The 15,060-nt window shown below is 62.1% G+C and carries 13 protein-coding genes and 1 pseudogene; 8 read left to right on the top strand and 6 right to left on the bottom strand.

Annotated features, from left to right (window positions below):
- Nucleotides 1-14: 14 nt before the first annotated feature.
- Complete coding sequence (gene mtgA / locus PVV54_RS01410) at nucleotides 15-725, top strand: monofunctional biosynthetic peptidoglycan transglycosylase (protein ID WP_274908252.1); 711 nt, start codon at nucleotides 15-17, stop codon at nucleotides 723-725.
- Between the two features lie 56 nt (nucleotides 726-781).
- Here mtgA and rpoH read toward each other — a convergent pair whose 3' ends face one another.
- The 4 genes from rpoH to ftsY all read right to left on the bottom strand — a co-directional run bounded on the left by rpoH (nucleotide 782) and on the right by ftsY (nucleotide 4,973).
- A complete protein-coding gene (rpoH, locus tag PVV54_RS01405) occupies nucleotides 782-1,636 on the bottom strand; it encodes an RNA polymerase sigma factor RpoH (protein WP_274908251.1) in 855 nt (284 codons plus the stop codon).
- Nucleotides 1,637-1,747: 111 nt separating this feature from the next.
- Entirely contained in the window at nucleotides 1,748-2,776 is a 1,029-nt protein-coding gene (gene ftsX / locus PVV54_RS01400) for a permease-like cell division protein FtsX (RefSeq protein ID WP_274908250.1), read from the bottom strand.
- On the bottom strand, nucleotides 2,773-3,444 hold the full coding sequence (gene ftsE, locus PVV54_RS01395; protein WP_274908249.1) for a cell division ATP-binding protein FtsE: 672 nt from the start codon (nucleotides 3,442-3,444) through the stop codon (nucleotides 2,773-2,775). Before ftsE ends, ftsX begins: the two co-directional genes overlap by 4 nt.
- Before the next feature lie 2 nt (nucleotides 3,445-3,446).
- On the bottom strand, nucleotides 3,447-4,973 hold the full coding sequence (gene ftsY / locus PVV54_RS01390) for a signal recognition particle-docking protein FtsY (RefSeq protein ID WP_274908248.1): 1,527 nt from the start codon (nucleotides 4,971-4,973) through the stop codon (nucleotides 3,447-3,449).
- Between the two features lie 231 nt (nucleotides 4,974-5,204).
- Here ftsY and PVV54_RS01385 point away from each other — a divergent pair, with 231 nt between their 5' ends.
- From PVV54_RS01385 to PVV54_RS01370, 4 genes and pseudogenes are all read left to right on the top strand, one after another.
- Nucleotides 5,205-6,560: a M16 family metallopeptidase gene (locus PVV54_RS01385; RefSeq protein WP_274908247.1), complete on the top strand. Its 1,356-nt coding sequence runs from the start codon at nucleotides 5,205-5,207 to the stop codon at nucleotides 6,558-6,560.
- Between the two features lie 124 nt (nucleotides 6,561-6,684).
- A pseudogene (locus PVV54_RS01380) lies at nucleotides 6,685-8,037 on the top strand (M16 family metallopeptidase); the annotation flags it as partial.
- Nucleotides 8,037-8,639 (top strand): 16S rRNA (guanine(966)-N(2))-methyltransferase RsmD, encoded by a 603-nt coding sequence (gene rsmD, locus PVV54_RS01375; RefSeq protein ID WP_274908245.1) that lies wholly within the window; start codon nucleotides 8,037-8,039, stop codon nucleotides 8,637-8,639. The pseudogene PVV54_RS01380 and the gene rsmD, both read left to right, overlap by 1 nt.
- 81 nt (nucleotides 8,640-8,720) lie before the next feature.
- Entirely contained in the window at nucleotides 8,721-9,710 is a 990-nt protein-coding gene (locus PVV54_RS01370) for a hydrolase (protein ID WP_274908244.1), read from the top strand.
- Nucleotides 9,711-9,713: 3 nt separating this feature from the next.
- On the opposite strand, the gene PVV54_RS01365 is transcribed toward PVV54_RS01370, so the two are convergent.
- Nucleotides 9,714-10,568 (bottom strand): sulfurtransferase, encoded by an 855-nt coding sequence (locus PVV54_RS01365; RefSeq protein WP_274908243.1) that lies wholly within the window; start codon nucleotides 10,566-10,568, stop codon nucleotides 9,714-9,716.
- Between the two features lie 35 nt (nucleotides 10,569-10,603).
- Nucleotides 10,604-11,269 (bottom strand): TetR/AcrR family transcriptional regulator, encoded by a 666-nt coding sequence (locus PVV54_RS01360; RefSeq protein ID WP_274908242.1) that lies wholly within the window; start codon nucleotides 11,267-11,269, stop codon nucleotides 10,604-10,606.
- Nucleotides 11,270-11,419: 150 nt separating this feature from the next.
- Between PVV54_RS01360 and PVV54_RS01355 the strand changes: the two genes are divergently transcribed.
- From PVV54_RS01355 to PVV54_RS01345, 3 genes are read left to right on the top strand one after another with little or no spacing between them, the layout of a single operon-like run.
- Nucleotides 11,420-12,850 (top strand): coniferyl aldehyde dehydrogenase, encoded by a 1,431-nt coding sequence (locus PVV54_RS01355; RefSeq protein WP_274908241.1) that lies wholly within the window; start codon nucleotides 11,420-11,422, stop codon nucleotides 12,848-12,850.
- Nucleotides 12,851-12,860: 10 nt separating this feature from the next.
- Nucleotides 12,861-13,346 carry a twin-arginine translocation pathway signal protein gene (locus PVV54_RS01350; RefSeq protein ID WP_274908240.1) on the top strand — a complete coding sequence of 162 codons (486 nt, stop codon included), beginning with the start codon at nucleotides 12,861-12,863 and terminating at the stop codon, nucleotides 13,344-13,346.
- Nucleotides 13,347-13,370: 24 nt separating this feature from the next.
- Nucleotides 13,371-14,969, top strand: coding sequence for a GMC family oxidoreductase (locus PVV54_RS01345; RefSeq protein ID WP_274908239.1), 1,599 nt, complete (start codon nucleotides 13,371-13,373; stop codon nucleotides 14,967-14,969).
- Nucleotides 14,970-15,060 lie beyond the last annotated feature (91 nt).

The following is a 15,060-nucleotide window of genomic DNA, read 5'->3' as shown; positions in this document are numbered from 1 at the left end:
GCCAAGCCATCGCCATGTTGTCATCCCTCATCCGCCGCCTTTCCCGCGCCCTGCTCTGGTTTGCTGCTGGCAGCATCGTGCTGGTGCTGGTGTTTCGCTGGGTGCCGCCACCGGGCACGGCACTGATGGTCGAGCGCAAGGTGCAATCGTGGGTCAGCGGCGAGCCGCTCGACCTGCAACGGGACTGGGAGCCATGGGAGAACATCTCTGACGAGCTCAAAGTGGCGGTCATCGCAGGCGAGGACCAGAAGTTCGCCAGCCACTGGGGGTTCGATATCCCGGCTATCCAAGCCGCACTGGCGTACAACGAGCGCGGCGGCAGCATTCGGGGTGCCAGCACCCTGACCCAACAAGTGGCCAAGAACTTGTTCCTGTGGTCCGGGCGCAGCTGGTTCCGCAAAGGGCTGGAAGCCTGGTTCACAGCGCTGATCGAGCTGTTCTGGTCGAAAGAGCGGATTCTTGAGGTTTACCTCAATAGCGCCGAGTGGGGCAAAGGCGTGTTTGGCGCCCAGGCAGCAGCGCGGTACCACTTTGGCGTCGATGCCAGCCGCTTGAGCCGCCAGCAGGCGGCTCAGCTGGCGGCCGTGCTGCCCAGCCCGATCAAATGGAGCGCCAGCCGGCCAAGTACCTATGTCGCAAGCCGGGCGGGTTGGATTCGCCGGCAGATGAGCCAGCTGGGCGGGCCGAGCTATCTGATGCAGCTGGACAGCTCGCGCAAGCTCTAAAACAAAAAGCCGCTCACCCTATCAGGCCAGCGGCTTTCCATTGGAACCTGGCTTGATCAGACCGCGATCAACGCCTTGACCTTGTTCATCGCATTTTTTTCAAGCTGGCGAATCCGCTCAGCCGAAACGCTGTACTTGTCAGCCAGCTCATGCAACGTCGCTTTCTCTTCGGCCAACCAACGCTGGTAGAGAATGTCGCGGCTACGCTCGTCCAGACCCTGCAGGGCTACATGCAGGTTGCTGGTGGAGTTGTCGCTCCAGTCGGCATCTTCCAGCTGCACAGCCGGGTCATAGCGGTGGTCTTCGAGGTAATGCGCAGGCGACTGGAAGGCGCTGTCGTCATCCGCTTCGGCGGCCGGGTCGAAGGCCATGTCCTGCCCGCTGAGACGGCTTTCCATTTCGCGCACTTCACGGGGTTCTACACCCAGGCTTTCCGCCACGCGATGCACTTCATCATTGTTCAGCCAGGCCAGGCGCTTCTTCTGGCTGCGCAGGTTGAAGAACAGCTTGCGCTGGGCCTTGGTGGTAGCCACCTTGACGATGCGCCAGTTGCGCAGGATGAATTCGTGGATTTCCGCCTTGATCCAGTGCACGGCGAAAGACACCAGGCGCACGCCCATTTCGGGGTTGAAGCGCTTGACGGCTTTCATCAGGCCCACGTTGCCTTCCTGAATCAGGTCAGCCTGAGCCAGCCCGTAGCCTGCATAGCTACGGGCGATGTGTACGACAAAACGCAGGTGGGCCATCACCATTTGCCGAGCGGCCTCAAGATCCTGCTCATAGTAGAGACGCTCGGCCAGATCACGCTCCTGCTCGACAGTCAGCAGCGGGATGCTGTTGACCGTGTGCACGTAGGCTTCAAGGTTTGCACCAGGAACCAGGGCATAGGCAGGTTGCAACGATGTGGTCATTCAAGAACCTCCGACTTACTAGACTCGCGCCTTGTGAGCGCTGCCAACATTGACCCGGAACGACGGTACAAGTTCCTGAATGAAAAAAATGTCAATGCTGGCACGTAAAAACTATCGTGGTGCCAGTTCGTTCAGGTGACGGGCTACCGCGATCCATGCACCGATATACCCTAACAGCACCGCTCCGATCAAGAGAGACAGACCATCGGACGCAGGAACGCCACCCAGGGCAAAATCACTCTCATACAGCCCGGACAGCCCTACCACGGCCTCATTCAGCCAGTTCAGGCCGAATGCCAGAATGCCCCACGCCAACACTCCCGCACCCAGGCCATACAAGGCCCCCATGTACAGGAAAGGCCTGCGCACGTAGCTGTCGGTGCCGCCTACCAGCTTGATCACTTCGATCTCGATGCGGCGGTTTTCAATATGTAGACGAATTGTGTTACCGATTACTAACAGCAGGGCGGAAATCAGCATGACGGCCAGGCCGAAGACGAAGCGATCGCCCAGCTTCAGGATGGCGGCCAGCCGTTCTACCCAAACCAGATCAAGTTGAGCGTTTTCCACATGCCCCAGTTCCGACAGGCGCTGGCGCAACGCTTCCAGCGCCGGCTTGTCGACTTCGGTCGGCGTCACCACCACCACGCCAGGCAGCGGATTGTCAGGCAGTTCGCGTAGCGCTTCGCCCAGCCCGGATTGTTGCTGGAACTCTTCCAACGCCTGTTCACGGCTGACGTACAACGCGTCTGCCACGCCAGGCATACCCTTGATTTCATCGCGCAGCGCCTCGCCTTCCCGGCTGCCGGCATCAAGCTTCAGGTACAGGGAAATCTGCGCCGCACGTTGCCAGGAGCCGCCGAGCTTCTCGACGTTCTTCAGCAACAGCGACAGGCCCATAGGCATGCTCAACGCCACCGCCATGACCAGGCAGGTGAAAAAGCTGCCGATCGGCTGCTTGCCCAGGCGGCGCAAGCTGTCGGCCAGGCTGGCGCGATGGCTCTCCAGCCAGGCGTTGAGCAGCGTGCGGAAGTCCGGGCCGTCATCGTCGTGGTCGCCGCGCTTCTTTTTTGCAGGCTGCGGGTCTGCAGCCTTGGGTGCGACGCGCTCGGAAACCTTTGGTGTACGTGTGGTGCTCATTGCCCGGCCTCCCCATCGCCGATAAGCCGGCCGCGCTGCAAGGTGAGCATGCGATGGCGCATGCGTGCGATCAGTGCCAGGTCGTGGCTGGCAATCAGAACCGTGGTCCCCAGGCGGTTGATGTCTTCGAACACGCCCATGATTTCGGCAGCCAGGCGCGGGTCAAGGTTACCGGTGGGCTCGTCGGCCAGCAGCAAGGCCGGCTGGTGCACGATGGCACGGGCAATGCCCACGCGTTGCTGCTGCCCGGTGGACAAGTCCGCCGGGAACAGGTCGCCTTTGTCAGACAGGGAAACACGCTCCAAGGCCGAATCCACCTTTTTGGTGATTTCGGCCTTGGACAAGCCGAGAATTTGCAGTGGCAACGCGATGTTGTTGAATACCGTGCGATCAAACAGCAACTGGTGGTTCTGGAACACCACGCCGATTTGTCGGCGCAGGAACGGGATCTGCGCATTGCTGATCTGGCCCAGGTCCTGCCCTGCCAGCATCAGTTTGCCGCTGGTCGGGCGCTCCATGGCCAGCAGCAGGCGCAGCAAGGTGCTCTTGCCCGCGCCGGAATGGCCGGTGACGAACAGGAATTCGCCACGGCGGGCCCGAAAACTCAGCTCATGCAAGCCGACATGGCCGTTTGGGTAGCGCTTGGCAACCTGTTCGAATCGGATCATGGTCAGTCTCGCTCGGCGAACAGAGCCTTGACGAACGGCTCGGCTTCGAAGGTACGCAGGTCGTCGATGCCTTCACCGACACCGATAAAGCGAATCGGCAGCTTGAACTGCTTGGCCAGGGCGAAGATCACCCCGCCTTTGGCGGTGCCGTCCAGCTTGGTCAAGGCCAGGCCGGTCAGCTCAACGCTCTGGTTGAAGTACTTGGCCTGGCTGATGGCGTTCTGGCCGGTACCGGCGTCGAGCACCAACAGCACTTCGTGCGGGGCTTCGGCATCGAGTTTGCCAATGACACGACGAACCTTTTTAAGCTCTTCCATCAAGTTGTCTTTGGTGTGCAGGCGGCCGGCGGTGTCGGCGATCAACACGTCAGCGCCACGGGCCTTGGCGGCCTGCACGGCGTCGAAAATGACAGAGGCAGAGTCGGCACCGGTGTGCTGAGCAATCACCGGGATCTGGTTGCGCTCACCCCATACCTGCAATTGCTCCACGGCAGCGGCACGGAAGGTATCGCCGGCAGCCAGCATGACTTTCTTGCCTTCCAATTGCAGTTTTTTGGCCAGCTTGCCGATGGTGGTGGTTTTGCCTGCACCGTTCACGCCCACTACGAGGATCACGTAGGGATTGTTCTGAGCTTCGACCTTCAGCGGCTGCTCCACCGGGCGCAGCAGTGCGGCCAACTCTTCCTGCAGCGACTTGTACAGCGCTTCAGCGTCTGCAAGCTGCTTGCGGGCAACTTTTTGGGTCAGGTTCTGCACGATGGCCGAAGTGGCCTCCACACCGACGTCTGCGGTCAGCAATCGGGTTTCAATTTCATCGAGCAGGTCATCATCGATGGCCTTCTTGCCCATGAACAGGCTGGCCATACCTTCGCCGATGCTGGCGCTGGTCTTCGACAGGCCTTGCTTGAGACGGGCGAAGAAACCGGGCTTGGACGGCTCGGCAGCAACAACAGGCGCAACGGCCTCTGGCGCCGGACGCTCAGGGATGGCTGGCGGAGCCATGGGCTCAAGGTCCGGCACCAGGGCGACAGGTTCTTCAGCGACTGGCAGCACCAGGTTGCTGACTGGCGGTTCAACGGGGGTGCTGGCAGGTTGCACAGCAGCAACAGGCTCTGGAGCTTTGACTGGCTCCGGGACTGCAACAGGCTCTGGTGCCTTGACTGGCTCCGGGACTGCAACAGGCTCTGGTGCCTTGACTGGCTCCGGGATTGCAACAGGCGCTGGTGGCTGGATCGGCTCGGCAACTACGGCCGGCTCAACAGGCTTGATTGGCTCCGGGGCAGCACCAGGCTGCACAATCTCCGGCTCCGGGGCCTTGACCACGGGTACAACCTCGGCCACCGGCTCAGCCGGAGCTGCAACGGGTTGCTCGACGGCTGGCTGCGGCGCTACCGGCTCGGCAGCCTGTGGCTCAGGGCTTTGCGGCTGTTCGGCGACAGGTTGCTGCGGCTTCTTGCGAAACCAGCTGAACAGGCCTTTTTTCTCGCCAGCCTCGGCAGGCGCTTTTTTGTCGTCGTTGGAACCAAACATGGAAGACGGCTATCTCAGGGTAGCGATGGGCCAGCACTGGCGCATCGGGAATTCTCTAAACGCAGAACAGACTATTTTGAATCCGGCTGGTTCATGCGCAATGTTTTGTCTTAATGGGCCTGTGGGCCAGAGCGGCGACAGGCATGGTCGCCAGGCAACCGGATCAGTATCCTAGCACCTCCTGGCCCGTCGACGCTAAACCAGCGGGCCGCCGAACAGGTTAAACATTGTATGAATGCTCTAGCCCGCCGGGCCGCTGGCCTGTTGCTCAGCACGCTTTGCCTGCCGCTTGCGGCCCTGGCCGCCGATGTGCAACCCACCCACGAGTTCATCCTCGACAACGGCCTTAAAGTGGTCGTGCGTGAAGACCACCGCGCGCCGGTGGTGGTTTCGCAAATCTGGTACAAGGTCGGCTCCAGCTACGAAACCCCGGGGCAGACTGGCCTTTCCCACGCGCTGGAACACATGATGTTCAAGGGCAGCGCAAAGATCGGCCCCGGCGAGGCCTCGCGCATTTTGCGCGACCTCGGCGCCGAGGAAAACGCCTTCACCAGCGACGACTACACCGCTTATTACCAAGTGCTCGCCCGCGACCGCCTGCCCGTCGCACTGGAGCTGGAAGCCGACCGCCTGGCCAGCTTGCGCCTGCCGGCCGATGAGTTCAGCCGCGAAATCGAAGTGATCAAGGAAGAACGCCGCCTGCGCACCGACGACCAGCCCAACGGCAAGGCATTGGAGCTGTTCCGCGCCATGGCCTACCCTGCCAGCGGCTACCATACCCCCACCATTGGCTGGATGGCGGACCTTGAACGCATGAAGGTCGAAGAGCTGCGGCACTGGTATGAGTCCTGGTACGCGCCGAACAACGCCACGTTGGTGGTAGTTGGCGATGTGACCGAAAGCGAAGTCAAAGCGCTGGCACAGAAATATTTCGGCAGCATCCCCAAACGCGCCGTGCCGCCCGCCAAGCTGCCGCTCGAGCTTGCCGAGCCTGGCCTGCGCCAGCTGACTTTGCACCTGCGCACTCAACTGCCTAGCCTGTTGTACGGTTTTAACGTCCCCGGCCTTGCCACCGCCAAGGACCCGCGCACCGTCCACGCCCTGCGGCTGATTTCAGCCTTGCTGGACGGCGGCTACAGTGCCCGTCTGCCCGCTCGCCTGGAGCGGGGCCAGGAACTGGTGGCAGGCGCCTCGTCCGGCTACAACGCATTCACCCGCGGTGACAGCCTGTTCATGATTTCGGCCACACCAAACGTGCAAAAGCAGAAAACCCTCGCTGATGTGGAAAAAGGCGTGTGGCAACTGCTCGAAGAACTCAAGACCACCCCGCCCAGCGCCGAAGAGCTGGAGCGCGTGCGCGCCCAGGTAATTGCAGGCCTGGTTTACGACCGCGACTCCATCAGCAGCCAGGCCACCACCATTGGCCAGCTGGAGACGGTCGGCTTGTCCTGGAAGCTGATCGACAGCGAACTGGATGAGCTCAAACGCGTCACCCCCGAAGATATCCAGAATGCCGCACGCACCTATTTCACCCGCGAACGCCTCAGCGTTGCCCACGTTTTGCCCGAGGAGGCCGCCCATGAGTGATCGCAGCGTACCCCGCCACACCCTGTTAGGTACGGGCATCATCGCACTGGTGGTTACCGTGGCAACCGCGCTGGCCAGCCCGGCCCATGCGGCAGCCGACAGCAATGCAGCGCGCCCGGCCAACACCCTGCAATCGCTGGCCGAACTGGACGGCAAGGCCCCCAGCCGTAGGCAGCTGAACATTCAAAACTGGCAAACCGCCGAAGGCGCCCGCGTGCTGTTCGTCGAAGCCCGTGAACTGCCGATGTTCGACTTGCGCGTAACCTTCGCTGCCGGCAGCAGCCAGGACGGCAATACCCCCGGGCTGGCCGCGCTGACAAACGCAATGCTTAACGAGGGCGTTGCAGGCAAAGATGTAACTGCCATCGCCGAAGGCTTCGAAGGCCTTGGCGCCGACTTTGGCAACGGCTCCTACCGCGACATGGCCGTAGCTTCGCTACGCAGCCTCAGCGCCAAGGACAAGCGTGAGCCCGCGCTCAAACTGTTCGCTGAAGTGGCCGGCAAGCCGACGTTCCCGGAAGATGCCCTCAAGCGCATCAAGAACCAGCTGCTGGCCGGTTTCGAGTATGAGAAGCAGAGCCCAGGCAAAATTGCCGGCAAGGCACTGTTCGGCAAACTGTACGGCGACCACCCTTACGCTCACCCGAGCGATGGCAGCGCAGAAAGCATTCCGGGCATCACTCTGGAGCAGCTGCGCGCTTTCCACGCCAAGGCATACACCCCTGGCAATGCCGTGATAGCGCTGGTCGGCGACCTCAGCCGCGCAGAAGCCGAAACCATTGCCGCCCAGGTTTCCGCCGCACTGCCCAAAGGCCCGGCCCTGGCCAAGCCCGCCCAACCGGCCGAACCGAAGGCCGGCGCCACCCACATCGACTTCCCCACCAAGCAGACCCACCTGATGCTCGCAGAGCTGGGCATCGACCGCCAGGACCCGGACTGGCCTGCCCTGTCGCTGGGTAACCAGATCCTCGGCGGCGGCGCCTTTGGCACTCGCCTGATGAGTGAAGTGCGGGAAAAACGCGGCCTGACTTACGGGGTATACTCGGTATTCAGCCCGATGCAGGTACGCGGCCCGTTCATGATCAACCTGCAAACCCGCGCAGAACTCAGCGAAGGTACGCTGAAGCTGGTTCAAGGTATTCTTGCCGACTACCTGAAAAACGGCCCAACCCAGCAGGAGCTGGACGATGCCAAGCGCGAACTGGCCGGCAGCTTCCCGCTGTCCAATGCCAGCAACGCCAGTATTGTCGGGCAACTGGGCGCCATCGGCTTCTATAATCTGCCGCTGACCTGGCTGGAAGATTTCATGCAGCAATCCCAGGCGCTGACTGTCGAGCAGGTAAAAGCTGCCATGAACAAGCATTTGGCCGCCGACAAACTGGTGATCGTCACCGTCGGCCCCACGGTGCCGCAGAAGCCGCTGCCAGCCCCCACTGACAAACCCGCCGAGCAACCGCTTGGCGTACCGGAGCACTAATGCCTAGATCCACCCCTCCAGCCCGCCCGCAACAGGGCCAAAGCAAGGGCCAGGGCCACCTGCGCATCATCGCCGGCGAGTGGCGCAGCCGTCGCCTGGCGGTACCGGAGGGCGAGGGCTTGCGCCCCACGCCCGACCGCGTGCGCGAAACGCTATTCAACTGGCTGGCACCCTACATCGAAGGTGCGCGAGTGCTGGATGCGTTCACTGGCAGCGGCGCACTGGTGCTTGAAGCGCTGTCTCGCGGGGCTGAGGATGCCGTGGCGCTGGACAGCAACCCGGCGGCAATCAGCAACCTGAAGAACAACCTTGAGCTTTTGCGCTGCCCGCGTGGCCAGATTCTGCAAACCGATGCCTTGCGTTACCTGCAAAACCCAGCCAAGCAGCAGTTCGACGTGGTATTTCTCGATCCTCCCTTCCACCAGGACTTGCTGGCCAACACCTGCAACCTGCTGGAGCAAAACCAATGGCTACGTGAACAGGCCTGGGTTTACACCGAGAGCGAAGCCGCACCCTCCACGTTGCAAATGCCGGGCAATTGGCGCCTGCACCGCGAGAAAAAGACCGGTCAGGTACATTACGCACTTTGGCAAAGGGGCTAAGGCTACTTGGCAGACCAATAGCGCACATACAGTAGCGGTGTTTCATGGCACTCTAGGCAGGCACAACACGAGTCGCCCAGCATGCCCAGCCTCACCGCTACGTTCCGCCCGGCCATCGGCCTCTCCAACCCCCACTTGCAGACCCTGTGGGGCCCACTTTGGCGAAAACTGCCTGCGCTTGAACGCAACCGGGAGCGCCTGTGGCTGGCCGATGGCGACTTTCTTGACCTGGACTGGCATGGGCCGCACCAGCCTCACGCACCGCTGGTGCTGGTGCTGCATGGCCTGACCGGCTCTTCCCACTCACCGTATGTGAAAGGCCTGCAATTGGCGCTGCAAAGCCGTGGCTGGGCCAGCGTGGCGGTGAACTGGCGCGGATGCTCAGGCGAGCCAAACCTGTTGGCGCGCAGCTACCATTCCGGCGCCAGCGAAGACCTGGCCGAAATCGTCGCCCACCTGCGTGCCCAGCGGCCATTGGCACCGCTGTATGCCGTGGGCTATTCGCTGGGCGGTAACGTGCTGCTCAAATACTTGGGTGAAAGTGGCGCGTCCAGCCAGCTTGAGGCGGCCGTAGCCGTTTCGGTGCCGTTCCGCCTGGACCAGTGTGCCGACCGTATCGGCCAGGGGTTTTCCAAGGTCTATCAGGCGCATTTCATGCGCGAGATGCTGGCCTATGTGCAGTCGAAACAGAAGCATTTTCAAACCCAAGGCCATCACGACAGCCTGGCCGCCATTGATCGCCTGGGGCCGCTGCGCAACCTGCGCACCTTCTGGGATTTCGATGGCAAGGTGACGGCACCACTCAATGGTTTCAAGGACGTTCACGATTACTATCGTCGGTCATCCAGCCGTTTTTTCCTGGGCGAAAATCGCACGCCGACGCTGATCATCCACGCGGTCGACGACCCGTTCGTCAGCATCGGCAGCCTGCCCACCGCCAGCGAGCTGGCGCCGCAGACGCATTTCGAGCTGCAGAGCCACGGCGGGCATGTGGGGTTTGTCGACGGCAGCCTGCGAAACCCGGGGTACTACCTGGAACGGCGGATTCCGCAGTGGCTGATCGAGGGCTGAACACTACTCGCCCGTCGCTACACCGTGCCGGGGGTCGTTGATCCACTCACTCCACGACCCGGCATACAGCTTACCGAGTGGATAGCCAGCCAATGCCAGGGCAAACAGGTTATGGCACGCCGTCACGCCCGAACCACAGTAGGCCACCAGATGCTCCGGCGACCGACCGGCAAGTTTGTCGGCGAAGCGTTGCTTGAGCAGCTGTGGTGCCAGAAAACGCCCGTCGGCGTCCAGGTTGTCGGTAAACGCGGCGCATTGCGCACCCGGAATATGCCCGGCTATGGGGTCGATGGGCTCCACTTCACCCCTGAAGCGTGGCAAGGCGCGCGCATCGATCAAGGTCATTTGCGGATCGCCAAGGCGGTTGGCCAGGTGCTTGGCGTCAATCAGCAGGCTGGCATCCGGCTCTCCGGTGAACGAGCCTTCACGCTTGGGTGGTGCATCCAGGCTCAGCGGCAGATGGGCGGCGTGCCAGGCTTTCAGGCCACCATCCAGGATGGCCACGTTGCTGCGTTTGCCCAGCCACGCCAGCAGCCACCACGCACGGGCAGCGAAAGCGCCAGGGCCATCGTCGTAAAGCACCACTTCACTGTCGTTGTTCATGCCCCATTCGCGCAAACGTGCGGCCAGCCGCTGCGGGTCGGGCAGCGGGTGGCGCCCGGTCTTGCCCTTGTTCACCGGGCTGCTCAGGTCGCGCTCCAAGTCGGCAAAGTGCGCTCCGGCGATATGCCCCTGGGCATAGCTGCGTTGGCCGTAATCCACATCCTCCAAGGCAAAACGACAGTCGAGGATCACCAACGCGGGCGAGTCCAGGCGCTCGGCCAACTGCTGTGGGGTGATCAATGGCGCAAGGGGCATGACAATCTCCTGATCGATGGCACAAGGGCCCTGGCCTAATGGGCCAAGGCCTGATTGAACGGAACATGAAATTCCTGGCACAGGGCATCCACGGCGCTGCGGGCTTTGCCAGTGACGTAACCCAGCTCCAGCACCAGTACCTGATAAACGCCCCGCATGAAGGCTTCTTCACCCAAGTGCGCAGAATGTTCGCGCGTGGTGCTGAGAAAACGTACCCAAGAGGTCAGCACGATCCAGGCATTGATAGTCAGCGACTCGATCTGCGCTGGCTCCATGGCGAGGATGCCGGCATCGACAAATCCGCGGTAGATCGCCTGTGCCTGATGCAGGCAGCGCTCGGAAAAGCGCCGATAGCGGGCTGCCAACTCGGGGTCGCTCTCCAGCAGGTGCTCAAGATCACGGTGCAGAAAACGGTAGTTCCACATCGCGGCGAGCAAGGCCTTGAGGTAGAAGCGTTTGTCTTCCACCGTGGCTGCGCGCCCTTGCGGCGGGCGCAGGAAGCTATCCACCAGCTCTTCGTACTGGCTGAACAGCACAGCGATAATCGCCTGCTTGTTGGGGAAGTGGTAGTAGAGGTTGCCGGGCGAAATTTCCATGTACGCGGCGATGTGATTGGTACTGACGCAACGTTCGCCCTGTTGATTGAACAGCTCAAGGCTGCTCTGCACGATGCGCTCTCGGGTCTTGATGCGCGGGGCCATGCTCAGCTCCCAGTCTGCAGGCTGTGTGTAATGGCTCATCTTACGGTGTAATACGCGGCGAATGCACCGTCTGGCCGGGCAGAAAAAGTAGCACCATGGTACAAACTAGAGTATATGCTCTAGTCATTCCAGCCCACACGGAAAACCGCCGTGAATTCGAACCTCGCCGTGCCACCTGCGCGTTCCGACATCGACCTGACCGCCGCGTTCGCCGCCCAACGCGGGGCTTTTGCCGGCAACCCCATGCCACCGGCGGCACAACGGCAGCAATGGCTGAAAAGCCTGCGTGAGGCACTGCTGGAAGGTCAACAGCGGCTGATCGAAGCCATTGACGCTGACTTCGGCGGCCGCAGCGCCGATGAAACCCTGCTGGCCGAGCTGATGCCCTCGATTCAAGGCATCCGACACGCGGAACGCCACCTGCGGCGCTGGATGCGCCCTGCCAGACGGGCCGTCGGCCTGGCCTTCCAGCCGGCCAGCGCCCGCGTGGAGTATCAGCCGCTGGGTGTGGTGGGCATCATCGTGCCGTGGAACTACCCACTGTTTCTCGCCATCGGCCCGCTGACCTGCGCATTGGCTGCCGGCAACCGGGTCATGCTCAAGCTCAGTGAGGCCACGCCCGCCACCGGCTTTGTATTGAAGGCGATGCTAGAAAGGGTGTTCCCTCAAGACTTGGTAAATGTAGTACTGGGTGAAGTGGAAGTTGGCCAGGCCTTCGCCCGGCTACCGTTCGATCACCTGCTGTTCACCGGCGCCACCAGCGTCGGTCGCCAGGTCATGCTGGCTGCGGCGCAAAACCTGACACCCGTGACCCTGGAACTGGGTGGCAAGTCGCCAGCCATTGTCTCGGCGAGCGTACCGCTGGACAGCGCAGCCGAGCGCATTGCCTTCGGCAAAACCCTCAATGCCGGCCAGACCTGCGTCGCCCCCGATTACGTGCTGGTGCCTCGCGACCGCCTGGGCGCGTTCAGCGATGCCTACCAACGTGCCGTCCACCGCATGTTCCCGCGCATCGCCGACAACCCTGACTACAGCGCGATCATCAACGCCAGGCAACAGCAACGGCTGCAACACTTGCTGGAAGACGCTGCGGACAAAGGCGCTGATGTAATCGACCTTTATGCCAGCGAAAACCGCCAGGGCCGGCGGCTGCCACCGCATCTGCTCACCGGAGTGAATGACGACATGCTGGTAATGCAGGACGAAATTTTCGGCCCGCTGCTGCCCTTGGTACCGTATGACACGCTTGATGGCGCCCTGGCCTACATCAACCAGCGCCCACGTCCGTTGGCTTTGTATTACTTCGGCTACGACCGTGCCGAGCAGGCACATGTGCTGCGCCACAGCCATTCGGGCGGTGTGTGCCTGAACGATACGCTGTTGCATGTTGCCCAGGACGACCTGCCATTCGGCGGCATCGGCCCGTCAGGCATGGGGCACTACCATGGCCATGAAGGTTTCCTGACCTTCAGCAAGGCCAAGGCCGTGCTCGCCAAACAGCGCATCAACGCCGCCCGGCTGATCTACCCGCCCTATGGCAAGGCCTTGCAACGCCTGGTCTACAAACTGTTCATCCGCTGAGGGGCCGACCATGCACCGTCGCGATCTGCTGCGCTTCAGCCTGGGTGCCAGTGTCTTTCTTGCAGGTGCCAGCCTGGTGGACTGTACCGCTCAAACGCCTGCCACCGGTTACCGCGTGCTGCGCGACGATGACTTGCCGGTATTGCAGGCGCTCATCCCCGTGGTGCTGGCCGGCACGTCGGCCAAGGAAGACCTTGTGTTGCAAAGCCTCGACAACAAACTGGCAGCGCTGTCGCCCGAGATGCTCAAACTCACCCGGCAACTGCTGGATGTGCTGAGCCTGCCGCTCACCCGAGGGCCTTTGACCGGCGTCTGGGGTGCATGGCAGCAGGCACGGCCTGGGCAGATCGCTGCCTTTCTGCAGCGCTGGCAGGACAGCTCGCTGAACCTTCTGCGGATGGGCCATGCATCATTGCTGCAATTGCTGCAGATGAGCTGGTACGAACGCCCGCAAGCTTGGGCTGCCTGCGGATATCCCGGCCCACCCAAGATCTGACCGACAACAACAAGAGCACTTTCAATGCCTGTGACCGACCCGTTTCGCCAAGGCCTCGAACGCGGCTGGATTACCTACGATGGCTCCAGACTGGAGCAAGACCTCACGCTGCAGGCCGATATCGCCGTGATTGGCAGCGGCGCAGGCGGTGCTACCAGCGCTCAGATGCTCAGCGCCGCGGGCTTCAAAGTGCTGCTGATCGAAGAAGGCCCCTTGAAGACCAGCAGCGACTTCCACCTGTTGGAAAACGAGGCGTATGCCAGCCTGTATCAGGAGGGCCTGGGCAGAATGAGTAAGGATGGCGCCATCACGATCCTCCAGGGCCGGGCCGTGGGCGGTACCACGCTGGTCAACTGGACCTCAAGCTTTCGCACCCCAACCCCCACCCTTTCGCACTGGGCTTCAGCTCACAGCGTCGCGGGCTTAAGCGAAACCGAGCTACGCCCCTGGTTCGAACGTATCGAGCAAGACCTGGGCATAACCCCATGGGCTGTGCCGCCAAACGCCAACAACGACGTACTGCGCCGAGGCTGTGAACAATTGGGCTATCGCTGGGCCGTCATCCCACGCAACGTACGTGGCTGCTGGAACCTTGGTTACTGCGGCATGGGCTGCCCGGTCAACGCCAAGCAATCGATGCTGGTAACGCGCATACCCGCCACCCTCAACCAGGGCGGTGAGCTGCTTTACCTGGCCCGCGCTGAACGCTTCGAGCACGACGGTGAACGCATCAGTCTGTTGAAATGCCAGGCGCTGGATGCTCAAGGCATTCAGCCCACTGGCCTGACAATTTCAGTGCAGGCGCGCCACTTCATTCTCGCTGGTGGCGGCATCAACAGCCCGGCCCTGCTGCTGCGCTCTGCCGCGCCAGACCCGCATGGCCGCCTGGGCAAGCGCACGTTCCTGCACTTGGTCAACTTCAGCGCAGCACGTTTCGAAGAACGCATCGATCCGTACTATGGCGCCCCGCAGTCAATTTACAGCGATCATTTCCAGTGGCAGGGCGGCGTGGACGGCCCGGTGGGCTACAAACTGGAAGTGCCACCCTTGCACCCGGCCCTTGCCAGCACCCTGCTGGGCGGCTTTGGCAACGAAAATGCCCAGCGCATGGCCGACCTGCCGCATACCCACGTCATGCTGGCGCTGCTGCGGGACGGTTTTCACCCTGAAAGCGAGGGAGGGACGGTGGAATTGCGTGGCGACGGCTCGCCCGTGCTCGATTACCCGGTGACCGACTACCTGCGCGATGGCCTTCGCCGCGCCTATCACAACATGGCGCAGATTCAGTTTGCTGCCGGGGCCACGCACGTCACGCCCGTGCACAGCGACGCCAGCCCCGCCGCCAACCCGGAAAACGCGCGGGCCATGATCGACGGCCTGCGCCTGGAGCTGTTCCGCACCCGCCTTGGCAGTGCCCATGTGATGGGTGGCTGTCCTATGGGCGACGACCCCCGCCAAGCGGTCTGCGACAGCCTGGGCCGCCATCATCAGCTGGAAAACTTGTCGATCCACGATGGTTCGCTGTTTCCCACCAGCATCGGTGCCAACCCGCAACTGTCGGTGTACGCCATCAGCGCAAAGCTCACCGATGCCCTGATTACCCGCCTGGCACAGAGTGCATGACAACAAATACGCCCACTGTCTATAGTGCCATCAGCCGGCCGCATGACTTGGCCGGGCGCAATCGCTGCGCTACCATCCGACTCCCCAACGC

It is taken from the genome of Pseudomonas sp. PSKL.D1 (assembly GCF_028898945.1).
Taxonomy (GTDB): Bacteria; Pseudomonadota; Gammaproteobacteria; order Pseudomonadales; family Pseudomonadaceae; genus Aquipseudomonas.
This window is presented reverse-complemented; position numbering and strand designations above follow the sequence as displayed.